Annotated in this window: 17 protein-coding genes; 7 read left to right on the plus strand and 10 right to left on the minus strand. The window is 64.0% G+C overall.

Annotation, left to right across the window (positions count from 1 at the left end; translation table 11 throughout):
- The first annotated feature begins 15 nt into the window (after positions 1-15).
- Positions 16-639 carry a methyltransferase family protein gene (locus tag ACIQC9_RS03845; protein WP_400612580.1) on the plus strand — a complete coding sequence of 208 codons (624 nt, stop codon included), beginning with the start codon at positions 16-18 and terminating at the stop codon, positions 637-639.
- Here the strand turns inward: ACIQC9_RS03845 and ACIQC9_RS03850 are convergent.
- The 3 genes from ACIQC9_RS03850 to ACIQC9_RS03860 all read right to left on the minus strand — a co-directional run bounded on the left by ACIQC9_RS03850 (position 636) and on the right by ACIQC9_RS03860 (position 3,560).
- Positions 636-1,331, minus strand: coding sequence for a pirin family protein (locus ACIQC9_RS03850; protein WP_400612582.1), 696 nt, complete (start codon positions 1,329-1,331; stop codon positions 636-638). The two genes, ACIQC9_RS03845 and ACIQC9_RS03850, sit on opposite strands and share 4 nt — an antisense overlap.
- A 428-nt stretch (positions 1,332-1,759) precedes the next feature.
- The gene (aroC, locus tag ACIQC9_RS03855) at positions 1,760-2,845 is read right to left on the minus strand and encodes a chorismate synthase (RefSeq protein ID WP_400612584.1); all 1,086 of its coding nucleotides are present in this window, start codon (positions 2,843-2,845) and stop codon (positions 1,760-1,762) included.
- 10 nt (positions 2,846-2,855) lie between these two features.
- Positions 2,856-3,560, minus strand: coding sequence for a DnaJ C-terminal domain-containing protein (locus tag ACIQC9_RS03860; RefSeq protein ID WP_400612587.1), 705 nt, complete (start codon positions 3,558-3,560; stop codon positions 2,856-2,858).
- A gap of 99 nt (positions 3,561-3,659) precedes the next feature.
- Between ACIQC9_RS03860 and pdxH the strand changes: the two genes are divergently transcribed.
- Positions 3,660-4,334, plus strand: coding sequence for a pyridoxamine 5'-phosphate oxidase (pdxH, locus tag ACIQC9_RS03865; protein WP_400612589.1), 675 nt, complete (start codon positions 3,660-3,662; stop codon positions 4,332-4,334).
- Here pdxH and ACIQC9_RS03870 read toward each other — a convergent pair.
- Both ACIQC9_RS03870 and udk read right to left on the minus strand, forming a co-directional pair.
- Positions 4,325-4,969, minus strand: coding sequence for a TetR/AcrR family transcriptional regulator (locus ACIQC9_RS03870; protein WP_400612591.1), 645 nt, complete (start codon positions 4,967-4,969; stop codon positions 4,325-4,327). The two genes, pdxH and ACIQC9_RS03870, sit on opposite strands and share 10 nt — an antisense overlap.
- Positions 4,970-5,035: 66 nt before the next feature.
- A complete protein-coding gene (udk, locus tag ACIQC9_RS03875) occupies positions 5,036-5,683 on the minus strand; it encodes a uridine kinase (protein ID WP_400612593.1) in 648 nt (215 codons plus the stop codon).
- A gap of 139 nt (positions 5,684-5,822) precedes the next feature.
- Here udk and ACIQC9_RS03880 point away from each other — a divergent pair, with 139 nt between their 5' ends.
- Positions 5,823-7,454: a long-chain-fatty-acid--CoA ligase gene (locus ACIQC9_RS03880; protein ID WP_400612595.1), complete on the plus strand. Its 1,632-nt coding sequence runs from the start codon at positions 5,823-5,825 to the stop codon at positions 7,452-7,454.
- 4 nt (positions 7,455-7,458) lie between these two features.
- On the plus strand, positions 7,459-8,139 hold the full coding sequence (locus ACIQC9_RS03885) for a hypothetical protein (protein ID WP_400612597.1): 681 nt from the start codon (positions 7,459-7,461) through the stop codon (positions 8,137-8,139).
- On the opposite strand, the gene ACIQC9_RS03890 is transcribed toward ACIQC9_RS03885, so the two are convergent.
- A complete protein-coding gene (locus ACIQC9_RS03890; protein WP_400612599.1) occupies positions 8,134-9,030 on the minus strand; it encodes an MBL fold metallo-hydrolase in 897 nt (298 codons plus the stop codon). The genes ACIQC9_RS03885 and ACIQC9_RS03890 overlap by 6 nt on opposite strands.
- Before the next feature lie 208 nt (positions 9,031-9,238).
- Positions 9,239-9,652 (minus strand): TIGR01244 family sulfur transferase, encoded by a 414-nt coding sequence (locus ACIQC9_RS03895; RefSeq protein WP_400612601.1) that lies wholly within the window; start codon positions 9,650-9,652, stop codon positions 9,239-9,241.
- A gap of 213 nt (positions 9,653-9,865) precedes the next feature.
- Here ACIQC9_RS03895 and ACIQC9_RS03900 point away from each other — a divergent pair, with 213 nt between their 5' ends.
- The 3 genes from ACIQC9_RS03900 to ACIQC9_RS03910 all read left to right on the plus strand — a co-directional run bounded on the left by ACIQC9_RS03900 (position 9,866) and on the right by ACIQC9_RS03910 (position 17,345).
- Complete coding sequence (locus ACIQC9_RS03900; protein WP_400612603.1) at positions 9,866-13,126, plus strand: TonB-dependent receptor domain-containing protein; 3,261 nt, start codon at positions 9,866-9,868, stop codon at positions 13,124-13,126.
- A gap of 112 nt (positions 13,127-13,238) precedes the next feature.
- Positions 13,239-13,784 carry a hypothetical protein gene (locus ACIQC9_RS03905; protein ID WP_400612605.1) on the plus strand — a complete coding sequence of 182 codons (546 nt, stop codon included), beginning with the start codon at positions 13,239-13,241 and terminating at the stop codon, positions 13,782-13,784.
- Positions 13,785-14,150: 366 nt separating this feature from the next.
- Entirely contained in the window at positions 14,151-17,345 is a 3,195-nt protein-coding gene (locus tag ACIQC9_RS03910) for a TonB-dependent receptor domain-containing protein (protein ID WP_400612607.1), read from the plus strand.
- An 83-nt stretch (positions 17,346-17,428) separates the two neighbouring features.
- Here ACIQC9_RS03910 and metH read toward each other — a convergent pair whose 3' ends face one another.
- From metH to ACIQC9_RS03925, 3 genes are read right to left on the minus strand one after another with little or no spacing between them, the layout of a single operon-like run.
- On the minus strand, positions 17,429-20,095 hold the full coding sequence (gene metH, locus ACIQC9_RS03915) for a methionine synthase (RefSeq protein ID WP_400612609.1): 2,667 nt from the start codon (positions 20,093-20,095) through the stop codon (positions 17,429-17,431).
- Positions 20,095-20,784, minus strand: a complete 690-nt coding sequence (locus ACIQC9_RS03920) for a class I SAM-dependent methyltransferase (RefSeq protein ID WP_400612611.1) — start codon at positions 20,782-20,784, stop codon at positions 20,095-20,097. Before ACIQC9_RS03920 ends, metH begins: the two co-directional genes overlap by 1 nt.
- Positions 20,781-21,875 (minus strand): homocysteine S-methyltransferase family protein, encoded by a 1,095-nt coding sequence (locus ACIQC9_RS03925; RefSeq protein WP_400612613.1) that lies wholly within the window; start codon positions 21,873-21,875, stop codon positions 20,781-20,783. Before ACIQC9_RS03925 ends, ACIQC9_RS03920 begins: the two co-directional genes overlap by 4 nt.

The following is a 21,875-nucleotide window of genomic DNA, read 5'->3' on the forward strand; positions in this document are numbered from 1 at the left end:
GCTCTAGCCTCGCGCATGATCGCAGCCGACCCGCACCATCTCCGTCGCGTCCAGCTCATTCGCAAGGGCGCGTTGTTCTTTGCACTGGTGCTGGTTATCGGCCTCGCCGCCCTGACCCAGAGCCTCGGCGGTGAGACCTCCCTGCACGAAGGGCTCGAGGCCGTCGGTCTCGCCATGATCGCCATCTGCGTCGTCGGCCGGGCGTGGTGTTCGCTCTACATCGGCGGGCGGAAGAAAGCCGAGATCGTCGATCAGGGGCCGTACTCGGTCAGCCGCAATCCGCTTTACGTGTTCAGCTTCATCGGCGCCTTCGGCATGGGCGCGCAAACGGGCAGCGTGGTGATCGCGCTGCTGTTCCTGCTGATCTCGGTGGGGGTATTCTATCTGACGGTGCGTCAGGAGGAGGGGTGGCTCTCGGCGACCTTCGGCGAGACCTATCGCGCCTATTGCGCCCGCACGCCGCGGTTCTGGCCGGACTTCTCGAAATGGCGGGACGTGGACACGCTCGAGGTGCGTCCCGTCTTCTTCCTTACAACGCTACGGGACGGCCTGGCGTTTTTCCTGGCCGTCCCGCTGTTTGAGGCGCTCGAGCAGGCCCAGCACGTGGGCTGGGTGCACGTGGTGTTCAGTCTGCCCTAGAGGCTATCGACCATCACCAGTTCGGCGTCGGCTTTCGCCGTGATCGTGATCTCGGCTTCGTCCTTGATGGCGGCGCCGTCGCGGGCGTTCAGCGCCACGCCGTTGACCTCGATCTCGCCCACCGCCGGCACCAGATAGGCGCGGCGGCCTTCGCCGAGGCTGTAACGGATGGTCTCGCCGGCGTTCAGGGTCGCGCCGAGCACCTTGGCGTTCGCATTGATGGTCAGCGCTTCATCGCCCGCTTCGCCCGAGGCGAGCACCGCGAATTTGCCGCTGCGATCCGACTTGGGGAACGGCTTCATGCCCCAGTCGGGTTTGGCGCCCGGCTTGTCGGTTTCGATCCAGATCTGGAACAGGGTTGTGGTTTCGTCTTCCAGATTGAACTCGGCATGACGCACGCCCGTGCCGGCGCTCATCACCTGCACGTCGCCCGCGCCCGTCCGGCCCTTGTTGCCCATCGAGTCCTCGTGGGTGATCGCGCCGGTCCGCACGTAGGTGATGATCTCCATGTCCGAGTGAGGGTGGGGCGGAAAGCCCGACTTCGCCGCGATCTCGTCGTCGTTCCAGACGCGCAGGCGGCCCCAGCTCATGCGGCTGGGCTCATAGTAGTTGGCGAAGGAGAAGTGGTGTTTGGCGTTCAGCCAGCCGTGGTTGGCGCCGCCAAGGCTGTTGAAGGGTCTGACGTCGATCATGGGGATGCTCCCGGGAATCCGAGGGTTATGAACCTCGCTGGCGTCTATATAGGTAACAGTGTCGGTTGCGGAAGGGGGCTAGGTGCAGGGTCTTGCTTCACCGATCGGAATGGCGGCGCGCTTCCCCCACCAATGGCGGGTTTCCGCCAGCCTAACGCTGTCTCCTATGCTGCAGTTGAGAAACACAGGAGCCCGGATCGTGTGTGTCCTGCCATCGGTGCGGACAAGCATGACCCGATAAGAGCCCTGATCGCTCGACCGCATGCCGAAACCGACGACCTCGCCGAGGACAGTTGATGAGCGGCCACTTGGAACGAAGGCGATCGCGACAACAACGAAGATGCAGGCAGCGATGCCGACAGCGATCGATACGCCGACTAGGTTCACGCTGTGCACGGCCCACCAGAACCGAGCGGGCTTGAGCTTCGTCACACGACTTGCGCCCTATGCCTCAACATCGCATCCGCCAGCACGCACGCCGCCATCGCCTCGACTACGGGTACGCCACGCAGGGCCACGCACGGATCGTGGCGGCCCTTGGTGCGCAGGTCAGTCTCCGCGCCGTCGCGAGTGACCGTCTGGCGCAGCGTCAGGATCGACGAGGTGGGCTTGAAGGCGATGCGGGCGGTCAAGGGTTGACCGGTGGAGATGCCGCCGAGGACGCCGCCGGAGTTGTTGGACAGGAAGACGGGATGGCCGTCGTCGCCGAGGCGCATCTCGTCCGCGTTCTCCTCGCCGGACAGTTCGGCCGAGCCGAAGCCTGCGCCGATCTCGACCCCCTTCACGGCGTTGATCGACATCATCGCGGCGGCCAGTTCGGCGTCGAGCTTCCCATAGATCGGCGCGCCCCAGCCGGCGGGGACGCCGGTCACCTCAAGCGCCACGACCGCGCCAATGGAGGAGCCGGCCTTGCGGACGCCGTCGAGATAGGCCTCCCACTCGGGAATGACGGCGGAAGAGGCGGCGAACAGGGCGTTGTCGTAGACGGCGTCAAAGTCGACGGCTTCAGGCGCGATCCGGTGCGGCCCGAGCTGGACTACGCCCGCGCGGATGCGGACGCCGTCGCCCAGCACCTTGCGAGCCACCGCGCCGGCCGCGACCCGCATCGCCGTCTCACGCGCCGAGGACCGGCCGCCGCCGCGGTGGTCCCGGACACCGTATTTGGCCTGATAGGTGTAGTCGGCGTGACCGGGGCGGTAGGCGCGGGCGATCTCACCGTAATCCTTGGACCGGGCGTCCTCGTTCTCGATCTGGATGGCGATGGGCGTGCCGGTCGTGACCGGACCCGCGCCGTCATCGAAGACGCCGGACAGGATGCGCGCAGTGTCGCTCTCCTTCCGCTGGGTGACGAAGCGGCTGCCGCCCGGCTTGCGCTGGTCCAGCCACGGCTGGATGTCGGCTTCGGTGAGCGGGATCAACGGCGGACAGCCGTCGATGACGCAGCCGATGGCCGGCCCGTGGCTCTCGCCCCAGGTCGTCACGCGAAACAGATGGCCGAAGGTGTTGTGCGACATCGCCTAAGGCTTAGGCCGCCAGATGGTCAGGCGTCCAGACGCGGGTGAACCGCGCCAGCCGCTCCTCGGTCGGCGAGACGACCCGGGAACTGGGCGTCAGGGTCACGAACAGATGGCCTGCCGGACGATCGCCTCGCGCGGGAAGGCCCAGATCGCGGATCCGCAGACGCAGCGACGGCTGGCCCGGCGTGATCCAGAGTGAGCGCGGCCCGGCGTGGGTCTCGATCTCCAGCCGCCCGCCGTCCTCGATCAGGTCCGGCGACACCGGCCAACTCATGTGCAAATCGTCGCCGATCACGCTGAGACCGGCTTCGCCCCGGATCAGAACGGGCAGGGTCAGTCGACCTCCCGCGTCCCTGACTCGAATGACGTCGCCAGACCGCAAGCCGCGGGGCAGGCGGGTGCCGAACTTCCGGCCGTCGACCTGAAGCACGGCCCGTCCGCCCCTGAGCGCCTGAATGGGCGTGAGCACGGCGGTCGGCGGGCTGGCGGGAACAGGCCGGGCGATGGGGGAGGCGGTATCGGTCTGGATCAGACGCCAGGCCGCGATCAGTCGCCGGAAGCGGGTCTCGTCTTCTCCGGGCGCCGGCCGGGCGGCCTTGATCGCAGCGCGGAACGCAAGCTTCTGCGCGGCGGCGTCCATCGACCCGCTGATGTCCAGCAGGGCTCGGGCTTCGTCCAGGGAAGCGACTTCGGAGAGCGAGCGCGCGCGCATGCGCCCATGAAGGCGCGATATGGTCAAGGCCGGGTTAACCCTGACGATCTGCCAGCGTGGCCCTTTCGGCCCCCGTGTCGTCCGGAGTAGTCTGCCGACATGACCGACGCCGCCATTCCGTCCAGCCCGACCCGTGAGGAATACGCTCGCGACTACGCCGCCGCTCTGGCCGCGAACGGGGACGAGACCCTGTTCGAACAGGCGGAGCCGATCGGCCTGTTCATCGAATGGCTGGCGCAGGCGGGGCGGCACGAGGCGAACGATCCAAATGCGATGGCGCTTTCGACCATCGGCGAGGACGGCCTGCCGGACAGCCGGATGGTGCTGCTGAAGGATGTCGACGATCGCGGCTTAGCCTTCTACTCCAACCGCGAAAGCGCCAAGGGTCTTCAGCTTGAAGCTCATCCGGTCGCCGCCCTGCTGTTCCACTGGAAGACCCTGCGTCGGCAGGTGCGGGTCAGGGGGCGGGTCGAGCCCGTCTCTGTGGCGGAAGCCGACGCCTATTTCGCCAGCCGGGCGCGGGAGAGCCGGATCGGCGCCTGGGCGTCGGACCAGTCCCGGCCCGTCTCCGACCGCGCGGCGCTGGAGCAGGCCGTCGCTCGTGAAACGGCCCGGTTCGAAGGCGCGGACGTGCCCCGGCCGGAGCGGTGGATCGGGTGGCGGGTCATTCCCCGGAGCGTCGAGTTCTGGCGGGATCGGCCCTTCCGCCTGCATGACCGCGTTCGCTTTGACCGAACAGGCGGCGGCTGGACTGGGACCCGGCTTCAGCCCTGACGGGCGCCATAGCGGGCGAGGAACGTCTCGACGGCGTCCTCGACGATCTCCGCGCGGGTCTGGCGGATCTTCAGGTCCTCGCCTGAGACCAGAGGCACGAAGAAGACCGTGTGCTCGATCATGCCCAGAAGCTGGCCGGCCGCCCGTGAGGGTTTTGCGATGGGGGCAAGGCCGCCGGCGTCGACCAGGTCTTCGAGGATCCGGATCAGAACCGCGCCAAAGTCTGACCGCCCGCGTTCGACGAACCGGTTCGCGACGTCGTTGAAGCGACGTCGCTCTGAAATCACAAGGCGAAACACCGACCGGACCAGCGGATCGCCCATGAAATCTGCGTAGGCGCGGCAGAAGCGCAGCAGCTGCTCTCGCGCATCGCCGCCGCCAATGTCGAACCCGCGCACCCTGTCCGCGAACTCATCGGCGGCATGATCAATGACCGCCGAAAACAGCCCGGCCTTGCCGTCGAAAAGCGCATAGAGGGTGGCGGTGGATACACCGGCGTCGCGGGCGATCGGCTCGACCTTTGCGGCGGCGTAGCCTTGCGTCACGAAGGCTTCACGCGCACAGCGCAGGACGGCTTCGCGTCGGGGATTGTCGGTCGCGCCGTTCTGCGCACTGTCGAACGAGGTTTCTTCCATCTGAAAGTTAACGTTGCCCGCGAGGATCACCGCGAGCAAGGGGTAAAAGCTGACGAAATCAGACTTTTAGCCTGCAATCAGGGCGGCTAGTGCAGGATGCGCCAGAACTGGCGCTGCGAGTCTCACCACCGCCTGCGGGTCTTCAAGCCGGACGGCCGCCGTTGCATCCGCGACGATGAAATCCGCCGCGCCGCGTGAAGGTTCGGTCAGTCTCTCATGTCCCGGCCGAACGGTCGCAAGGTATTGGGCGATGACCGAATCCGCTGTGCGGCCACGTTCCGCCTGATCTCGCAACAGGCGGCGGATGAAGCGGATATCGGCCGGGGTGTCGACGAAGACCCGGATGTCGAACAGTTGGACCAGTGCCGGCGTGCACAGCACATGCGTGCCTTCGACGATCACCACTTCCGCGGCGCTTACCGGTTCGCCGCCCGGCTCGCGGCCATGATGGATGAAGGAATAGACCGGCGCCTCAATATCCCTGCCGGCTTTCAGCTCGGTCAGGTCGCGCACCAGCAGCTCGTGATCCCGCGCGGCCACATCGTCGAAATCAAACGTCGCGGCGTCGAAGCCCGGCAGGCTGGCGGCATCCCGATAATAGGAGTCCTCCCGCATTAGCACAGCCGATCCACGGGGCAGGGCGGCGACCAGGGTCTCCGCCAGCGTGCTCTTGCCGGACCCGGAGCCGCCGGTGATCGCGATGAGAATGGGCATGACCGCTTCTAGGGCCGGAGCGAGCCGAAAGCCAAGTCACGTCGCCGCAGGTTACCCGGCGGCACGTTGCTTAACAGCGATCACCTCGATAGCGTGACGGCAAGCGTCTCGATGATGAAGACGCAACGAGGGACTGCGAATGCTGGGATTGATGCAGGACTGGCCGCTGACGGTCGACAAGATTCTGGACCATGCAAAGCACTGGCACGGTCGGGCTGAGGTGGTCACGCGGTCCGTCGAGGGACCGATCGTCCGCATCACCTATGCCGAGATTCACGAACGCGCGCGTCGGGTGTCGAACGTGTTGCTGGACTGGGACATCAAGATCGGAGAACGGGTCGCGACACTGGCCTGGAACACCGCCAACCACATCGAGGCCTGGTACGGGATCATGGGGATTGGGGCGGTCTGCCACACCCTGAACCCCCGGCTGTTCCCCGAGCAGCTCGTCTACATCATCAACCATGCCGAAGACCGGATCATCTTCGTCGACCTGACTTTCGTCCCGCTGTTGCAGGCGATCCTGCCCCACTGTCCGACGGTGGAACGGGTCGTGATCATGACCGATGCGGCGCACATGCCGGAGACGTCGCTGCCCGGCGTCGAATGCTACGAAAGCCTGCTGGAAGGCGCTTCCACCGAGGTGACATGGGGCGCGTTCGACGAGCAGACGGCGTGCGGCCTCTGCTACACCTCGGGCACGACGGGCAATCCGAAGGGCGTGCTTTACTCGCACCGCTCGAACTTCATTCATACGCTACTGGGCCTGCAGGCCACGGTGTTGGGCGCGACGCCGAATGAGGTGATCCTGCCGGTGGTGCCCATGTTTCACGCCAACGCCTGGGGCATCGCCTTCGGCGGTCCGGCGGCCGGCTCGAAACTGGTCATGCCGGGCGCGCGCATGGACGGCGCGGCCATCTATGAACTGATCGAGAGCGAGGGCGTGACCTTCTCGGCGGCCGTGCCGACCGTCTGGCAGGGGCTGCTGGCCCACCTGCGCGAGCACAAGCTGAAGATCCCGACGGTGAAGCGGGTTTTGATCGGCGGCTCGGCCGTGCCGGAAAGCCTGATCCGCGCCTTCCACGACGAGTTCGGTATCGAAGTGCTGCAGGGCTGGGGCATGACCGAAACCTCGCCCATCGGCACCTTGTCGAACCTGACGCCAGAGATCGCGTCGCTGCCTTATGACGAGCAGATGAAGTGGCGGATCAAGCAGGGCACGCCGCCGCTGGGCGTCGAACTAAAGCTGAAGAACTACGCCGGTCAGGAGATGCCGCATGACGGGCACACCTACGGCCGCCTGATGATCAAGGGGCCGACCATCGCCGGCGCCTATTTCAAGGACGAGGGCGGCAACATCCTGGACGCCGAGGGCTTCTTCGACACCGGCGACGTGTCGACCATCGACGAGCAGGGCTTCATGCAGATCACCGACCGCGCCAAGGACGTGATCAAGTCCGGCGGCGAGTGGATCAGCTCTATCGAGATCGAGAACATCGCGATCGGCCACCCCAAGGTCGAACTGGCCGCCGTCATCGGCGCGGCTCATCCCAAGTGGGACGAGCGGCCGGTGCTCATCGTCAAGCTCAAGCCCGGCGAGGGCCAGGACAAGCAGGAGCACCTGGACTTCCTTCAGGGCAAGATCGCCAAATGGTGGATGCCCGACGATGTGGTCTTCGCCGACGACATCCCTCTGGGCGCCACCGGCAAGATCGACAAGAAGCTGCTGCGCGAGCGGATGAAGGATTACCGCCTTCCGACAGCGGGATGAGGTCATGACCGGGCGGCCCGTCGCGCGCATCCTCTTCGTCGTCGCCTGTGCGACGCCTGTGCTGCTGCTCGCAACGGCTCTGAGCACCCGGACAGGGCTGCTGTCGCCCGAGATCGGCTACGATCTGATCTCAAGAATAGTGCTGTTCGGTCTTGCCGGTGTGGGTGCGGTCGCGGGTCTGGCCGCTCTGGTTCTCGCGGTTTGGAAAAAAGCGGGTTGGTTGTTGGCGCTGGTCTCGGTCGCGGTCTCCGTTCTCACGCTCGGAGTCTACGTCTGGCAGGGGCCGAGGGTCGATCAATCCGTTGGCGAGGATGTCAGCTCAGACCTGAACGAGATTCCCGGCTTTGGGCCGCTCTCGGCCGTGCGATCGGCGGGCGGGCCATCTGGAACGGTGGGCGTCGACGCCTGTCCCGGGGCGCTTCCGGCGATGACGCAATCGTTGCCTGAGTCAGTCGTCTTTGAGCTTCAGAAGCGCGGCTTCAGCGTTCGCCGTGCCGGCGTGACCGGCGTGTACGGAACGCACAGGGGCTTCTGGTTCGGCTTCACCCATGACGTCGCGGTACGCATCCGGCCGGGCCGCACCGACATCCGCGTCGCAGCCCGGGATGACAGGCCGCATGGCGATCAGGCCTGCCGACTGGCCAGCGAACTCAGCGCTGCGCTGCGTGTGGGCGAGCGCTCATAACAGGCGCCATTCGGCGTCCATGGCGGACTCCGGCTCAGCATTTACCCGACCTGCCTTCTCGAGCGCGATCAGGTGCGCCAGCACCGAGAGACTGGCCGCCGGCCACAGTCGCTGATCCACCGCCTGATAGAGGGCGGGCACGATGTCGGCGATCCGGCGGTCACCCGCGGCGAGCCGTGTCAGGATCTGGGCCTCGCGATCAAGCCGGTGCGCCTTGTAGGTAATCAGGAAGGGTGCGGTGTCCGTGATTGGCGGGCCGTGAGTTGGCCAGATCCTATCGGGGGCCAGCCGGATCACCGTGTCCAGACTGCTCATATAGTCCGCCATATCGCCGTCCGGCGGGGCGACGATGGTAGTGGACCAACCCATGACGTGGTCGCCGCTGAACAGCGCCCGCTCCTCGCGAAGCACGAAGGCCATGTGGTTGGACATGTGGCCCGGTGTGGCCAGCGCCTCGAGCGTCCAGCCGTCGCCTCCGAGGACCTCGCCGCCCGTCAGGACAACGTCCGGCTCGAACGCCGTGTCGCCGGCTTCGTCAAGTGAAGCGCCGCCGTCTGAAAGGGGCGGACGCGCCGCCAGCACGGACGCGCCGACGGCTTCCGCGAAAGGGCGGGCGAGGGGGGCGTGGTCCATGTGGGTGTGAGTGACCAGCACATGGCTGACCGTCTGCCCTCTGACCGCGTCCAGCAGCGCCGCGAGATGGGCGTCGTCGGGCGGTCCCGGATCGATCACCGCGACGCCGCGGCCGGGACCCTCATGGCCGATTATGTAGGTCCCCGTCCCGGTGAAGGTGAACGGCCCGGGATTGTTCGCCACCACGCGCCGGATCAGCGGGGTCAGCCGGTCGCAACGGCCGTATTCGAAGTCGAACGCACGGACGAAAGGGATCATCCGGCACGGCCTGGAGCTTGCGTTAGGACTTCGTGAACCATTTCCGGAGCCCCGATCTTGGCCGTTTCCATCGCTCTGAGTGTATCAAATCGGCTCCAGAAGGTCGCCGTGGCCTTCCTGTGTCTCATGACTGTGCAACTGGTCGTCGCCTCGTGCGACCCTGAGCCGGCCCCCTACGCCGTCCGCGTGCTCGTCGATCGCTAGTCGATCATAGCGGCAGACGGTCCAGATCATAGCCAGCCGCACGGGCGAGGGACCGCAACTCGTCGGGGTCGGCTCCCCTCAAGCTCTCCGCCATCGCCCAGGCCGCCGTCGAGCGCATGCCCGAGCGGCAGAAGAAGAGCGCACGGTCGTCGGGCCCGAGGGCGTCAAGAACCTCCCGCGTCGCCTGCACGGCGGCGGCGTTCGGCAAACCGCTTACAGGCGCATGCACGTACTTCAGCCCATGCTGCGCAGCCGCGTCTGCCAAGGATTCTGATGTGGGCTGACCAGCCTCTTCGCCGTCAGGCCTGTGGTTCACGACCACGCTGATGCCCTCTTCACGAAGGCAGGCGATCTGCCTTTCGGTCACCTGTGGGCTGGCGAATATACGATCCGTAATGTGGTTCCCGAGCGTTGCCATAAATTTTCTGCTTCAAAAACTGAGGGTTAAAATCACTGTGGCCCGATTGCGACACGCCAAAGACGAGAACATTACAGATAGGCAATTGTTGGTGCCAATCCCTGAAACCTAGGTCTAGGGTACGGGAATCTGCGTGCATTGGGGCTCGCGGGTGTTGGTTGTCGTATGAACGTCCATTGTTTTGGACGTCCTCGGCCTCAGGAGGACCACAGTTTGAAGACCCAGACCATTCGGCAGCGCTTGCTGCATTCGACCATGATCGGCGGCTCCGCCCTGTCCATGGCGCTCGTCGCGGCCCCGGCCATTTCCCTTATGGCGCCTGCAACCGCAGTCGCCCAGAACGCCGTTCAGGGCGCTATCCAGGGTCGAGTCGAGAATCAGGCCGGCACCGCGCTTTCCGGCGCCGCCGTCACTATTCGGTCCCAGTCGCAAGGCTTCAGCCGTTCGTTCACCACTGACGCAAATGGCGGCTTCCGCGCCGTCGCCCTGCCCGCTGGCCGCTATGACGTCACGGTTGATGCGGGTGGCTATCAAGCCCTGTCTGACAGCGTGGTCGTCAACGCGGGTGGTACGGCCTCACTGACGCTGACGGTCGGCGCCGCCTCTGATAACGCCACGGAGATCGATGAGGTCGTTGTCGTTGGCGTTCGTCAGGCCGTTTCGGAGTTCGACGCCACCACAACGGGTCTGACTGTCAACGTCGAGGAACTGTCGCGTAACGTGCCGATCGGGCGTGACGCCACCTCGCTGGCCCTGCTGGCGCCCGGCGTGACCCAATCCGACTCCGCCTTCGGCAGCCTGCCGTCGATCTCGGGCGCCTCGGCGGGTGAAAACACCTACTACGTCAACGGCCTGAACATCACCGATTTCGTCAGCTTCCTGGGCGGATCGACGGTGCCGTTCGAGTTCTATCAGACGTTCGAAACCAAGACCGGCGGCTACTCGGCCGAATTCGGCCGCGCCACCGGCGGCGTGCTGAACGCGACCACCAAGTCGGGCGGCAACGAGTGGGAATTCGGCATCACGGGCTACTATGAGCCCGAGGACCTGCGCGAAACCACGCCGAACACCTATCTGGCGCTCAACGAGTTCGATGAGCGCAAGTCGTGGGACGTCATTCTGGAAGCGGGTGGTCCGGTGATCCCGGATCGTCTGTTCGTTTATGGTCTGTACAACGCCCGCGAGCGTGAAGCTTTTGACCGTGGGACGAACGGTCTCGGCTTCCGGGTCCAGTCGGATGATCCGTTCTACGGCGGCAAGGTCGATTTCCTGCTCAACGACGATCACCGCATCGAAGTGACAGGGTGGAGCGACAAGACCACGCAGGAAACCCTGCAGACCACCTACTACGCCAACGATGCCGGTTCGCAGGACGACGGGACCTTTACGTCCGAGTTCGGCGGCGTGAACTGGATCGCCCGCTACACCGGTGTGTGGACGGACTGGCTTACGACCTCGATCGCCTACGGCGAAAACAAGAACACTACCAAGATCTATTCCGATGAAGACGTGAATCCGATGATCACGGACATCACGGGCTACGACTACAATGACGACGGCGTTCTCGACGTCGCCAGCGGTCTTGTCGCCCAGCGCGGTAACTGGTTGGTCGGCTCGCCGAGCACGAATGACGACCTTCGCAAGATGTTCCGGGCCGACGTTGACGTCTATGCGTCGCTCTTCGGTGAGCACCACTTCCGCTTTGGTCTTGACTACGAGAAGCTGGAGTCGAGCCAGTCGCTGCAACGCTCCGGTGAAGGCTTCAGCTATTGCCGTCCGTCTGGCCCGATCAACCCGGCTGCGGGCATCAACTGCACCGGCGACATCACGGGCGGTATCGATTATCGGTATCAGAACGGCCTAACGCAGGAACAACTGACAGGAGTCCTGCCCACCTCAATCGCATTCCGGGCCGCTAACCCCACCTTCGTCGGCCGGCAAGACCTGATCGATTCCCCCACACGGGTGCGGATCACCGTCTATGACAACTCGGGTTCGTGGGAGGCCGAACAGACCGCCTTCTATATCCAGGACAGCTGGGAGGTCACGGATCGCCTCACTCTGAACCTCGGCGTCCGCAATGAAGCCTTCCAGAACTCCAACATCGCCGGCGACGTCTTCGTCGACATCAAGGACCAGTGGGCCCCGCGCGTAGGCGCCACCTATGACGTCTTCGGTGACGGCAACGCCAAGCTGTTCGGCTTCTACGGCCGTTACTTCCTGCCGGTGGCCGTCAACACCAACCAGCGTCTGGCGGGTGCGGAGTTCTTCATCCGCGACACCTACAGCCTCAACGTCGCCGGTGGACCGAACGACCTGAACCGTGACGGTATCGACGACACGACCGAACTGCCGATCCTGAACGCCCAGGTTGGTCAGACCACTCTGGCCACGGGTGACGTGAAGCCGATCGCGACCCAGGTCGACAGCCAGCTGGACCCGATGTTCGTTGACGAGTTCATCCTCGGCTACGAGCAACGCGTGAACGACTGGACCTTCGGTCTGAAGGGCACCTATCGCGATCTGGGCCGCGCCATCGACGACGTCGCCATCGACGCCGCTGTTCTGGACTACTGCTCCGACGCCTCGTCGGGTCTGAGCTACGCCGAGTGCTATTCGGTGTGGTACGGCTTCCACCAGTACGTCCTGACCAACCCCGGCGAAGACATGACCGTGACCCTTTCGGGCGCGGATCTGGCTGCGGCGACCGGTGGACGCGTGACGGCGGATCGCGAGATCAACCTGACCGCCGCCCAGCTCGGCTATCCCGAGCCTTCGCGGGTTTACAAGGCGGTCGAACTGTCCGCCGAGAAGTCCTTCGACGGTATCTGGGGCGCGCGCTTCAGCTATCTGTGGTCAGACTCGGAGGGCAACTACGAAGGCGCCCTGAAGTCCGACAACGGTCAGGTCGACCCCGGCCTGTCGCAGGACTTCGACCAGCCCGGCCTGACCGACGGCGCCTATGGCAAGCTGCCCGGACACCGCGAACATACCTTCAAGATGTTCGGCAGCTGGCAGGCCACTCGCGACCTGCTGGTTGGCGCCAATCTTGTCATCCAGTCGCCGCGTCAGTTCGGTTGCCAAGGCGAGCACGCCACGGATGACTTCGCGTACCAGTACGCGAACGCGTCGTGGTTCTGCCCGAACGCGGCCGGCCAACTTGTGCCGACCCCACGCGGTTCGCAGTTTGAATCGGACTGGCTGAAGAACATCGACCTGACGTTCTCGTACAATCTGAACAACATGTTCAGCCTGCCGGGTGACGGCCTGACCCTGCGCGCCGACGTGTTCAACGTGTTCAACTGGCAGTCCGAGCTCGACTACAACGAGTTCGGCACGCTGGGTGACATCGCCGGCTCTGGCTTCGTCAACAGAGACCCTAACCTGCCGTCGAGCCGCAACCCGAACTACGGTCTGGTCACGGGCTATCAGGCTCCGCGTTCGGTCCGACTGAGCGTGTCGTACCGCTTCTAGTCGCTCTAGAACCGGAAAAAGGGCGGCGAGGCTTCGGCTTCGCCGCCTTTTTTCTGCGCGTCAGCTCACATACATCGACGCCTCAGGGCCGAGGCCGCACCGGAGAAACACCATGTCTTTTCATCTGCTCGCTGTTGCGGTGCTCGGCGGCTTCGCTCTTCAGGACGCGCCGGTCGTAACGGCGGCTCCCACCGGCAACGAGACGGCGGACTCGCTCCGCTTTCGCGAGGCCGTGGCTTATGCCAACCCATTGCCGCGCGGGGCGCCCGAGCAGGACTATCCGCTGGTTGCCTGGTGCGAGGCCCTGGTGAATGGTCATGTCGAGTTGGGGGAGAGCCTGACCTCTCCCGACCCCCTGGACGCAGACATCATCAGGTTGGGCAAACTCGAGGCCGCCGACTTCCGGAGCGCCCTCCAGCGGGCGGCGCCACGCCAGTCGCCGCAGACCCTGGCGGCCGCTCGCGCCGCATCGGCCGAAGCGACTGCCAAGTGGACGCCGCTGAAGGACCAGGACGAAGCGGTTCGCAGTCAAGCGTTCGGTCTGTTCTTCGGCTTGCCGGGGCGGTGCGAACACGCGGCGCGTCGCATCCGTGAGAACATCACTTCGCCGCCGACAACTCCGGATGAGGTTGGGCTGGAAGACGGGGAGGGCAGCTAAAATCGCTGCCCGATTCCGCGACCCGTCCGGGCGGGAAATAGGGACATGCTGCTGAATAAATTTGGCCAGCTTAGCTTACTGCAGGATCACATAAAAATCATGGATCACCCTGTATGATTTCGGCATGAGCGCCTGAGATTACCGACGGGAAATTCGTATTTGTAATAAATATTGTAAATCATCGACCTAACTCACGTGACTGTTTGGCGACGTAATATTGTCAAGTCTGTGTATCGGTCTAATCAATCGTGCGGATAATAGCGTTCAACTTTACAACTATGGCCAATCTGCGCGCATCGGGGCTCGCGGATATTGATCGCCGTTGGTCACCTCCTTGGGGGCCTCGGCCTCGGGAGGACCATAGCTTTGAAGATCCAGACGATCCGGCAGCGGCTGCTGCATTCAACCATAATCGGGGGCGCCGCGCTGATGGCGCTGACGGCCGTTCCGGCTTTGACGCTGCTGGCGATGCCGACGATTGCTTCGGCGCAGGACTATACCTCCGGCGTCCTGAGCGGCGCTGTAGCGGACGCTGACGGCGCTCCCGTTGCCGGCGCATCAGTTACCGTTACATCGGGTCAGGGCACCGTTAGGTCCGCAACCACCGACGCCAACGGTTCGTTTCGGATGCCCGCCCTTCCGGTCGGGGCCTATGAGATCAAGATCGAACAGTCGGGCTTCTCGACAATCGTTCAGAGAGCTTCTGTAGCTCCAGGCGGCGCCTCGTATGCCTTCACCCTGACGGCGGGTTCCGACGACGCTTCTACGCTTGAAGATGTCGTTGTCACCGCGGCGCGGCGCGTGCAGGATTTCAATGCGACTGACACTGGCCTGAGTGTCGATGTTCAGGACTTCGCCGGTCGGGTGCCGGTCGCCCGTTCGATCAACGCGGTGACGCTGTTCGCCCCGGGCGCCAGCGCGCCGGATGCCTCGATCGCGGCTTCGTCGCGACGTAACCAGAGCCTCGTGTCGCTGTCGGGTACATCGGCTGCCGAGAGTGTCTATTACATCAACGGCCTGAACGTCACCGATCAACGAAGCTTCCTCGGCTACGGTGAGCTGCCGTTCGACTTCATCCAGAACATCGAGACCAAAACCGGCGGATACCAAGCCGAATACGGTCGCGGAACCGGTGGCATCGTCAATATAGTCACACGATCGGGGACAAATGAATGGACCGGCGGATTCAGTGCATTCTATACGCCGGATAAACTTCGGGCCAATCGTGGAACCACTTATAGTCCCGGTGGAAGCAATAGCGCGGGTAGCGAAAACTACAACTCCTTCGCCAAATCCGAGCTGGTCGATTACACGGCTTATCTCGGTGGACCGATCTGGCGTGATCACCTCTTCTTCTTTGGCGTCTACAATGTGCGCGACCAGACCTCCGAAGGCCCCATCGCGCGGAATTTCCCACGCTCGGCCAGCACGGGCGTCGTTACTGGCGCTTCGACGATGTCTCAGGTTATCTCGTCTTACGACGATCCCCGGTGGGCGGTGAAGTTGGATTTTGTCTTCAATCCTGATCATCGGATCGAAGCGACCTACATTAACGACGAAAGTACAACTCTTTCCCAGACGCGTACCATTTCCGCGGTTTCGGGCGCCCAGACCGCAATTACGGAGCCGCTACACGCTGAGGCGGGTGGTATCACCCAGATTTACAAGTATACGGGTGTCTTCACCGACTGGTTCACCTTGTCCGCTTTGTACGGAAAGCTTGAGAACTCATATCTGGACTATGGCTCACCCGTCAGTTTGCCGGGGATCTATGATCAGGCCCGGCCGGGCGGAGCTAACTGGCTCACCAGCGGGCGGCACACCGCGCTCCTCAACCTAGCCGGAAACGACACTCGAGAAACGACCCGAGTCGATGCCGATTTCTATGCTTCGTTCTTTGGCGAACACCACATCCGCGTGGGTTGGGACAAAGAAGATCTCACGACCACCGCTGATTCAGCCTTCTCCGGTGGAGCGAGGTACACGGCCTATGGCCAAGCTGATTGTCAGGAAATCTACGACGAGATTTCTCCGGGAACGACGGCGGCGGCCACGGGCTGTGTCAACGTTCTCAGGCTCGCCAATGTCGGCACCTTCCGCGCTGAGCAGACAGCTCTCTACATCCAGGATTCCTGGGACGTCACGCCTGACCTGTCATTCCAGATCGGCCTGCGTAACGACAAGTACGATTACATGAACGTCGACGGCGGAAGCTATGTCACCATCGAAGACCAGTGGGCGCCACGTCTGGGCTTCAACTGGGATCCGTTCGGCAACAATGTTGATCGTGTTTATGGATCTCTGGGAGATTATTACCTCCCGATTGCCACAAATACATCTATCCGCGCCTCTTCGGGCGAAGATTTTACGGATAACTACTTCGTTGCCGAGCGTGATGCCGCAGGAAATCTGATTCTTGACGGTATACGTCCTCGCTTAGGTGCCCGACAGGTTCAACAGTTCTTGAGCCCTCCGGGTGCTCCAGCCCCGGAGCAGATCGCAGAGCAAGATCTCAAGCCCATGTACGAGCGTGAGATGATCCTTGGATACGAACATCAGTTCGAGGAGGGCGTGTTCGCGGATTGGCGCGTTGGCGCGCGCTACGTTCATCGTAAGCTGGAGAGTGCCATCGAAGACACCCAGATCGGGGATGCTGTCGCTCGTTATTGTGTGCGCACTGGCAACACGACCTGCGTCACCGCCGCGGGCCGAACGCCAGCCGATGGTGCTGCGTTCTCGTCATTGTTCAATTACGTGTTGATCAATCCGGGCGATGGCGTTCGCGTTCTTGTGGACCTTCAGGCTGATCCGCGTTCGCTCAATGGCGTCGCCAACCCGGCGTTCAATCCCGTCATGCTCGACCTGACCGCTGAAGACCTCAACCTGCCGGAGGTAAACCGGAAGTATCAGGCGATGGAGTTCACGTTCGAGCGTCCGTTTGACGGCGTGTGGGGCTTGCAAGGCTCGTACACTCTTGGAGAGTCCAAAGGGAACTATGAAGGCGCGGTCAAATCTGACATCGGCCAGACCGACACCTCTCTGACTCAAGACTATGACCACTCGGCCAATATGCTGGGAGCCTATGGCTATTTGCCGAACCATCACCGGCATACGTTGAAGGCTTTCGGCAGTTGGGCGCCGGTCGAGGGTGTGAGCCTAGGGTTGAGCTTCACCGCACAGTCGGGCCGTTACTTCGGCTGTATCGGCCGCGTTCCGCTCTCGGTTGATCCCTACGCGCCGCAAGCGGGCACAGCTTCTGGCTGGTATTGTCCGGTGGGTCCAGGCGGGTCTGTGGTTCAGACTCCGCGCGGATCGATGGGGAAGACGGATTGGACCTACCAGACTGACTTGAACTTCAATCTCGACCTGATCGATTCGCCCACCAAAGGTAAGTTGACAGCTTCCGTCAACATCCAGAACTTGTTCGATGGCGACGCGGTCACGCGGGTTGTGGAACAGGGGATCGTTCCAGTTCAGAACGTCCTGTCGCCCTACTACGGGTCGCCGCGGACGTACCAAGCCCCGCGAACGATCCGTTTGGGCCTGCGCTACAACTTCTAACAGATGAGCTAAACGCCTACGGCGGCGGACTTCGGTCCGCCGCCCTTCTTTTTGCCGCACGCTGTCGCGGTAGGCCGCGCCTTCTAACCTGCGTCGCTGCGTGTGGCAGTCTTGGGCTCATAGTTCAGGATTGGCGCCAACCACCGCTCCATCACCGCCACGTCCATCCCCTTGCGCGCCGCATAGTCCTCGACCTGATCGCGGTCGATCTTGCCGACGCCGAAATAGTGGCTGCCGGGGTGGCTGAAGTAGAGGCCTGAGACCGAGGCAGGCGGGGTCATGGCGAAGCTTTCGGTCAGGGCCATGCCGGCGTTGGTTTCGGCCTGCAGCAGGCGGAATAAGGTCGCCTTCTCGGTATGGTCCGGCTGGGCCGGATAGCCCGGCGCCGGGCGGATGCCCTGGTACTTTTCCTCGATCAGGTCCTGCACTGACGCCTGCTCACCGGCGGCATAGCCCCACAGCTGCGTGCGGACTTCCTTGTGGAGACGCTCGGCGAAGGCTTCGGCCAGACGGTCGGCGAGGGAGGTGGCGAGGATGGCGGAATAGTCGTCGCCGGCGTCCTTGAACTTTTTGGCGATCTCAAGCTCGCCGTGACCGGCGGTGACCGCAAAGGCGCCGATGTAGTCGTCGTCGGCCTCTGACACGAAGTCCGACAGGGCGAGGTTCGGCTTGCCGTTCGACTTCCTGATCTGCTGGCGCAGGGTGTGGAAGCGGGCGATCTCGTCGCTGCGGTTCTCGTCGTTGAAGACCACGACATCGTCGACCTCTGCGCGCGCGGGCCAGAAGCCGACGACACCCTTCGCGGTGAACCATTTCTCGTCGATGATCCGCTTCAGCATCACCTGCGCATCCCGGAACAGATCGCGCGCGGCCTCGCCCACGATCTCATCCTCGAGGATCAACGGATACCGTCCGATCAGCTCCCAGCTGGCGAAGAAGGGTGTCCAGTCAATGTGGTCGGCCAGATCCTGCAGGTCCCAGGCGTCGAACGCACGCACGCCAAGGAAGGTCGGCGCCGGGGCAGGGGCCTGCCCTGCCTCGGGCCGCCAGCGGTTCTCACGCGCCTCCTGCAGGGTCGCGCGCGCCTTGACCTCCTGCCCGCGGGCGTACTGCTCGCGGATACGCACGTATTCGTCGCGCGTGGCGGTCTCATTCTTCGCCTTTTCGCTCGGCGACAGCAGGCCCGCCACCACCCCGACGCAACGACTGGCATCGACGACGTAGGTGGTCGAGCCGCGGCGATAGGCCGGCTCGATCTTCACCGCCGTGTGCGTGCGGCTGGTCGTGGCGCCGCCGATCAAGAGGGGGATGTCCAGCCCGCGCCGCTCCATCTCGGCCGCTACGAAGACCATCTCGTCCAGCGACGGCGTGATCAGACCCGACAGGCCGACGATGTCCGCCTTGTGCTCGATCGCAGCGTCGAGGATGCGGTCGGCCGGGACCATGACCCCCAGATCGATGACCTCATAGTTGTTACACTGCAGGACTACGCCGACGATGTTCTTGCCGATGTCGTGGACGTCGCCCTTGACCGTGGCCATCACCAGACGCCCGGCCTGCTGACGCGGCTGGCCGGCCTTCTCCGCCTCCATGAAGGGTTCCAGCCAGGCCACGGCCTGCTTCATCACGCGCGCGGACTTCACCACCTGCGGCAGGAACATCTTGCCCGAGCCGAACAGGTCGCCGACCACGTTCATCCCGTCCATCAGCGGGCCTTCGATGACGTGCAGCGGGCGATCGGCGCCCAGTCGCGCCTCTTCGGTGTCGGCCTCGATGAACTCGGTGATGCCGTTGACCAGGGCGTGCTCGATCCGCTTGCCGACCGGCTGTTCGCGCCACTTCAGGTCCACGACCTTGGCCGCGCCCTTTTCGCCCTTGTAGTTGGGCGCCATGTCCACCAGCCGCTCGGTGTTGGACACGTTCGTCCGCTGTGGCCGGTTCAGGATCACGTCCTCGACCGCCTCGCGCAGCACCGGGTCGATGTCGTCATAGACCGGCAGGTCGCCGGCGTTGACGATGCCCATGTCCATACCGGCGTTGATGGCGTGGTAGAGGAAGACCGAGTGTATCGCCCGGCGAACCGGCTCGTTGCCGCGGAAGCTGAACGAGACGTTGGACACTCCACCCGAGATGCGGGCGTAGGGCAGGGTGGCCTTGATGACCTTCACTGCCTCGATGAAGTCGACGGCGTAGTTGTCATGTTCCTCGATCCCCGTCGCCACGGCGAAGATGTTGGGGTCGAAGATAATGTCCTCGGGCGGGAAGCCGACCTCGTCCACGAGGATGCGATAGGCGCGCGTGCAGATCTCAATCTTGCGGGCGGCCGTGTCGGCCTGACCGACCTCGTCGAAAGCCATGACCACGACGGCGGCGCCGTAACGCAGGCATTTGACCGCATGCTCTCGGAAGGCCGGTTCACCTTCCTTCATCGAGATCGAGTTGACGATCGGCTTGCCCTGCACGCATTTCAGGCCCGCCTCGATCACCTCCCATTTCGAGCTGTCGATCATCACCGGCACGCGGGCGATATCGGGTTCAGCCGCGATCAGGTTGAGGAAGGTCCGCATGGCGACGACGCCGTCCAGCAGGCCCTCGTCCATATTGATGTCGATGATCTGGGCGCCCGCCTCCACCTGCTGACGAGCGACATCGAGCGCCGCGCCATAGTCGCCCTCGACCACCAGCTTGCGGAATTTGGCCGAGCCGGTGACGTTGGTCCGCTCGCCGACGTTGATGAAGACAGGACGCATCACGCGTAGGCCACCCAGCCATACCAATTCATGGCGTGATAAAAGCTTTCGATATCGGTGAAGCCGGCCTCGGCCAGCAGGGCCTCGTCGCGTTCAGCCGTGACGAGCCCCGGGTTGCCGCGGTGGCTGGCCCGTGCGGTCTTCAGGGTCTCGGGATCGACGCCGTTCGCTGCTGCATAGGCGACATAGCGATCCATATTGCGATCGAACTGCGGATTGCCGGCGCTGTCGCAGCGGTCGACGAGGATGAAGGGCGCGCCGGGCTTCAGGCGGCGATGGATGTCGCGCAGCGTCGCCAGTTTGGAGCCATCGTCGGGCAGGATACCCAGTACGAGGATCATAGTCGCGCCGTCGAACGGCCCGTCCGGCGCGGCCTCTACTCCGCCCTCGATCAGTTCGACGCGCTGCATTTCCTCACCGAGGATGTGGCGAGCGAGGTCCAGCATCTTCGCCGCTGGATCGACGCCAGTGAATCGCCAGCCCGGTACGGCCTTGGCCATGGCTTGGGTATCCAGCCCGCCGCCGGCGCCCACGACCAGCACGTGGCCATCGTCCGGCACGCGCTCGGCCAGCAGCACGCCTGCCATCTGCAGCACGCCGGGCTGGCCGGGCATGAAGGCGCGCGGGCCCTTTTCGACGTAGCGCGCGACGAACTCGGGGTCGGCGAAGTTGAAGGCGGGTTTGGTCATGCGACGAGTTCAAACGGTTCGAGGCCGGCCAGTCGCATCGCCACCGGGCGCTCCGGAATCACACGTGGCTTCAACGGGGCGACCTCTTCGGCGACATGCCGGATATGGTCCGGCGTGGTCCCGCAGCAGCCGCCAACGATGTTGACCAGACCAGACGCCGCCCATTCCTCGATGAAGTGGGCGGTCTCGTGCGGCTGCTCGTCGTACTGGCCCATGGCGTTGGGCAGGCCGGCGTTGGGATAGGCGGCGACGAGGGTGTCCGCGACGCGGCTGAGCTCGGCGATGAAGGGCCGCATCAGGTCTGCGCCCAGTGCGCAGTTGAATCCCACAGCGAACGGCTTGGCGTGGCGCACGCTGTTCCAGAAGGCCTCGGCCGTCTGGCCTGACAAGGTCCGGCCGGAACGATCGGTGATGGTGCCGGAGATCCAGAGGGGCAGGGGCTCGAGACCTTCGTCCTCAAGATCCTTGATCGCCTTGATGCAGGCCTTGCAGTTCAGCGTGTCGGTGATGGTTTCGATCAGATAGAGATCGACCCCGCCCTCGTTCAGGGCCTTCACCTGATGGCGATAGGCCTCATAGACCTGATCGAAGGTCACCAGCCGTGCGCCGGGATCGTTCACGTCCGACGACATCGACAGCATCTTGTTCAGCGGGCCGATCGAGCCGGCGGCGAAGCGCGGCTTGTGCGGCTCCTTCTCCGTCCAGCGGTCGGCCGAGGCGCGGGCCAGCTTCGCGCCCTCGAAGTTGATGTCCCAGACGGCCTGTTCGTCCAGCCGGTAGTCGTCCTGCGCGATGACCGTTGCCGAGAAGGTGTTGGTCTCGGAGATGTCGGCGCCGGCGGCGAAATACTGGTCGTGCAGGTCGCCGATGACATCCGGGCGCGTGATGCAAAGGATATCGTTGTTGCCCTTCATCTGGTCGCGTTCGTCATAGCCGTTGGCGGCCACGAAGCGGTCGCCGCGGAAGTCGGCTTCATCCAGACCGCGCCGCTGGATCATCACGCCCCAGCTGCCGTCCAGAACGAGAATGCGCTCGCGCGCGGCGGCGTGGAGCGCGGCGATGCGCTCCGTTCGGGTGAGGGGAGAGGCCAT

Source organism: Brevundimonas sp. NPDC092305 (assembly GCF_044755415.1).
Classification (GTDB): domain Bacteria; phylum Pseudomonadota; class Alphaproteobacteria; order Caulobacterales; family Caulobacteraceae; genus Brevundimonas.

Excerpts from the sequence above, each read along its gene's own strand:
- ACIQC9_RS03845 (WP_400612580.1), top strand. The coding sequence starts at position 16 with ATGATCGCAGCCGACCCGCACCATCTCCGTCGCGTCCAGCTCATTCGC.
- ACIQC9_RS03850 (WP_400612582.1), bottom strand. The coding sequence starts at position 1,331 with ATGATCGACGTCAGACCCTTCAACAGCCTTGGCGGCGCCAACCACGGC.
- aroC (WP_400612584.1), bottom strand. The coding sequence starts at position 2,845 with ATGTCGCACAACACCTTCGGCCATCTGTTTCGCGTGACGACCTGGGGC.
- ACIQC9_RS03860 (WP_400612587.1), bottom strand. The coding sequence starts at position 3,560 with ATGCGCGCGCGCTCGCTCTCCGAAGTCGCTTCCCTGGACGAAGCCCGA.
- pdxH (WP_400612589.1), top strand. The coding sequence starts at position 3,660 with ATGACCGACGCCGCCATTCCGTCCAGCCCGACCCGTGAGGAATACGCT.
- ACIQC9_RS03870 (WP_400612591.1), bottom strand. The coding sequence starts at position 4,969 with ATGGAAGAAACCTCGTTCGACAGTGCGCAGAACGGCGCGACCGACAAT.
- udk (WP_400612593.1), bottom strand. The coding sequence starts at position 5,683 with ATGCCCATTCTCATCGCGATCACCGGCGGCTCCGGGTCCGGCAAGAGC.
- ACIQC9_RS03880 (WP_400612595.1), top strand. The coding sequence starts at position 5,823 with ATGCTGGGATTGATGCAGGACTGGCCGCTGACGGTCGACAAGATTCTG.
- ACIQC9_RS03885 (WP_400612597.1), top strand. The coding sequence starts at position 7,459 with ATGACCGGGCGGCCCGTCGCGCGCATCCTCTTCGTCGTCGCCTGTGCG.
- ACIQC9_RS03890 (WP_400612599.1), bottom strand. The coding sequence starts at position 9,030 with ATGATCCCTTTCGTCCGTGCGTTCGACTTCGAATACGGCCGTTGCGAC.
- ACIQC9_RS03895 (WP_400612601.1), bottom strand. The coding sequence starts at position 9,652 with ATGGCAACGCTCGGGAACCACATTACGGATCGTATATTCGCCAGCCCA.
- ACIQC9_RS03905 (WP_400612605.1), top strand. The coding sequence starts at position 13,239 with ATGTCTTTTCATCTGCTCGCTGTTGCGGTGCTCGGCGGCTTCGCTCTT.
- metH (WP_400612609.1), bottom strand. The coding sequence starts at position 20,095 with ATGCGTCCTGTCTTCATCAACGTCGGCGAGCGGACCAACGTCACCGGC.
- ACIQC9_RS03920 (WP_400612611.1), bottom strand. The coding sequence starts at position 20,784 with ATGACCAAACCCGCCTTCAACTTCGCCGACCCCGAGTTCGTCGCGCGC.
- ACIQC9_RS03925 (WP_400612613.1), bottom strand. The coding sequence starts at position 21,875 with ATGGCCTCTCCCCTCACCCGAACGGAGCGCATCGCCGCGCTCCACGCC.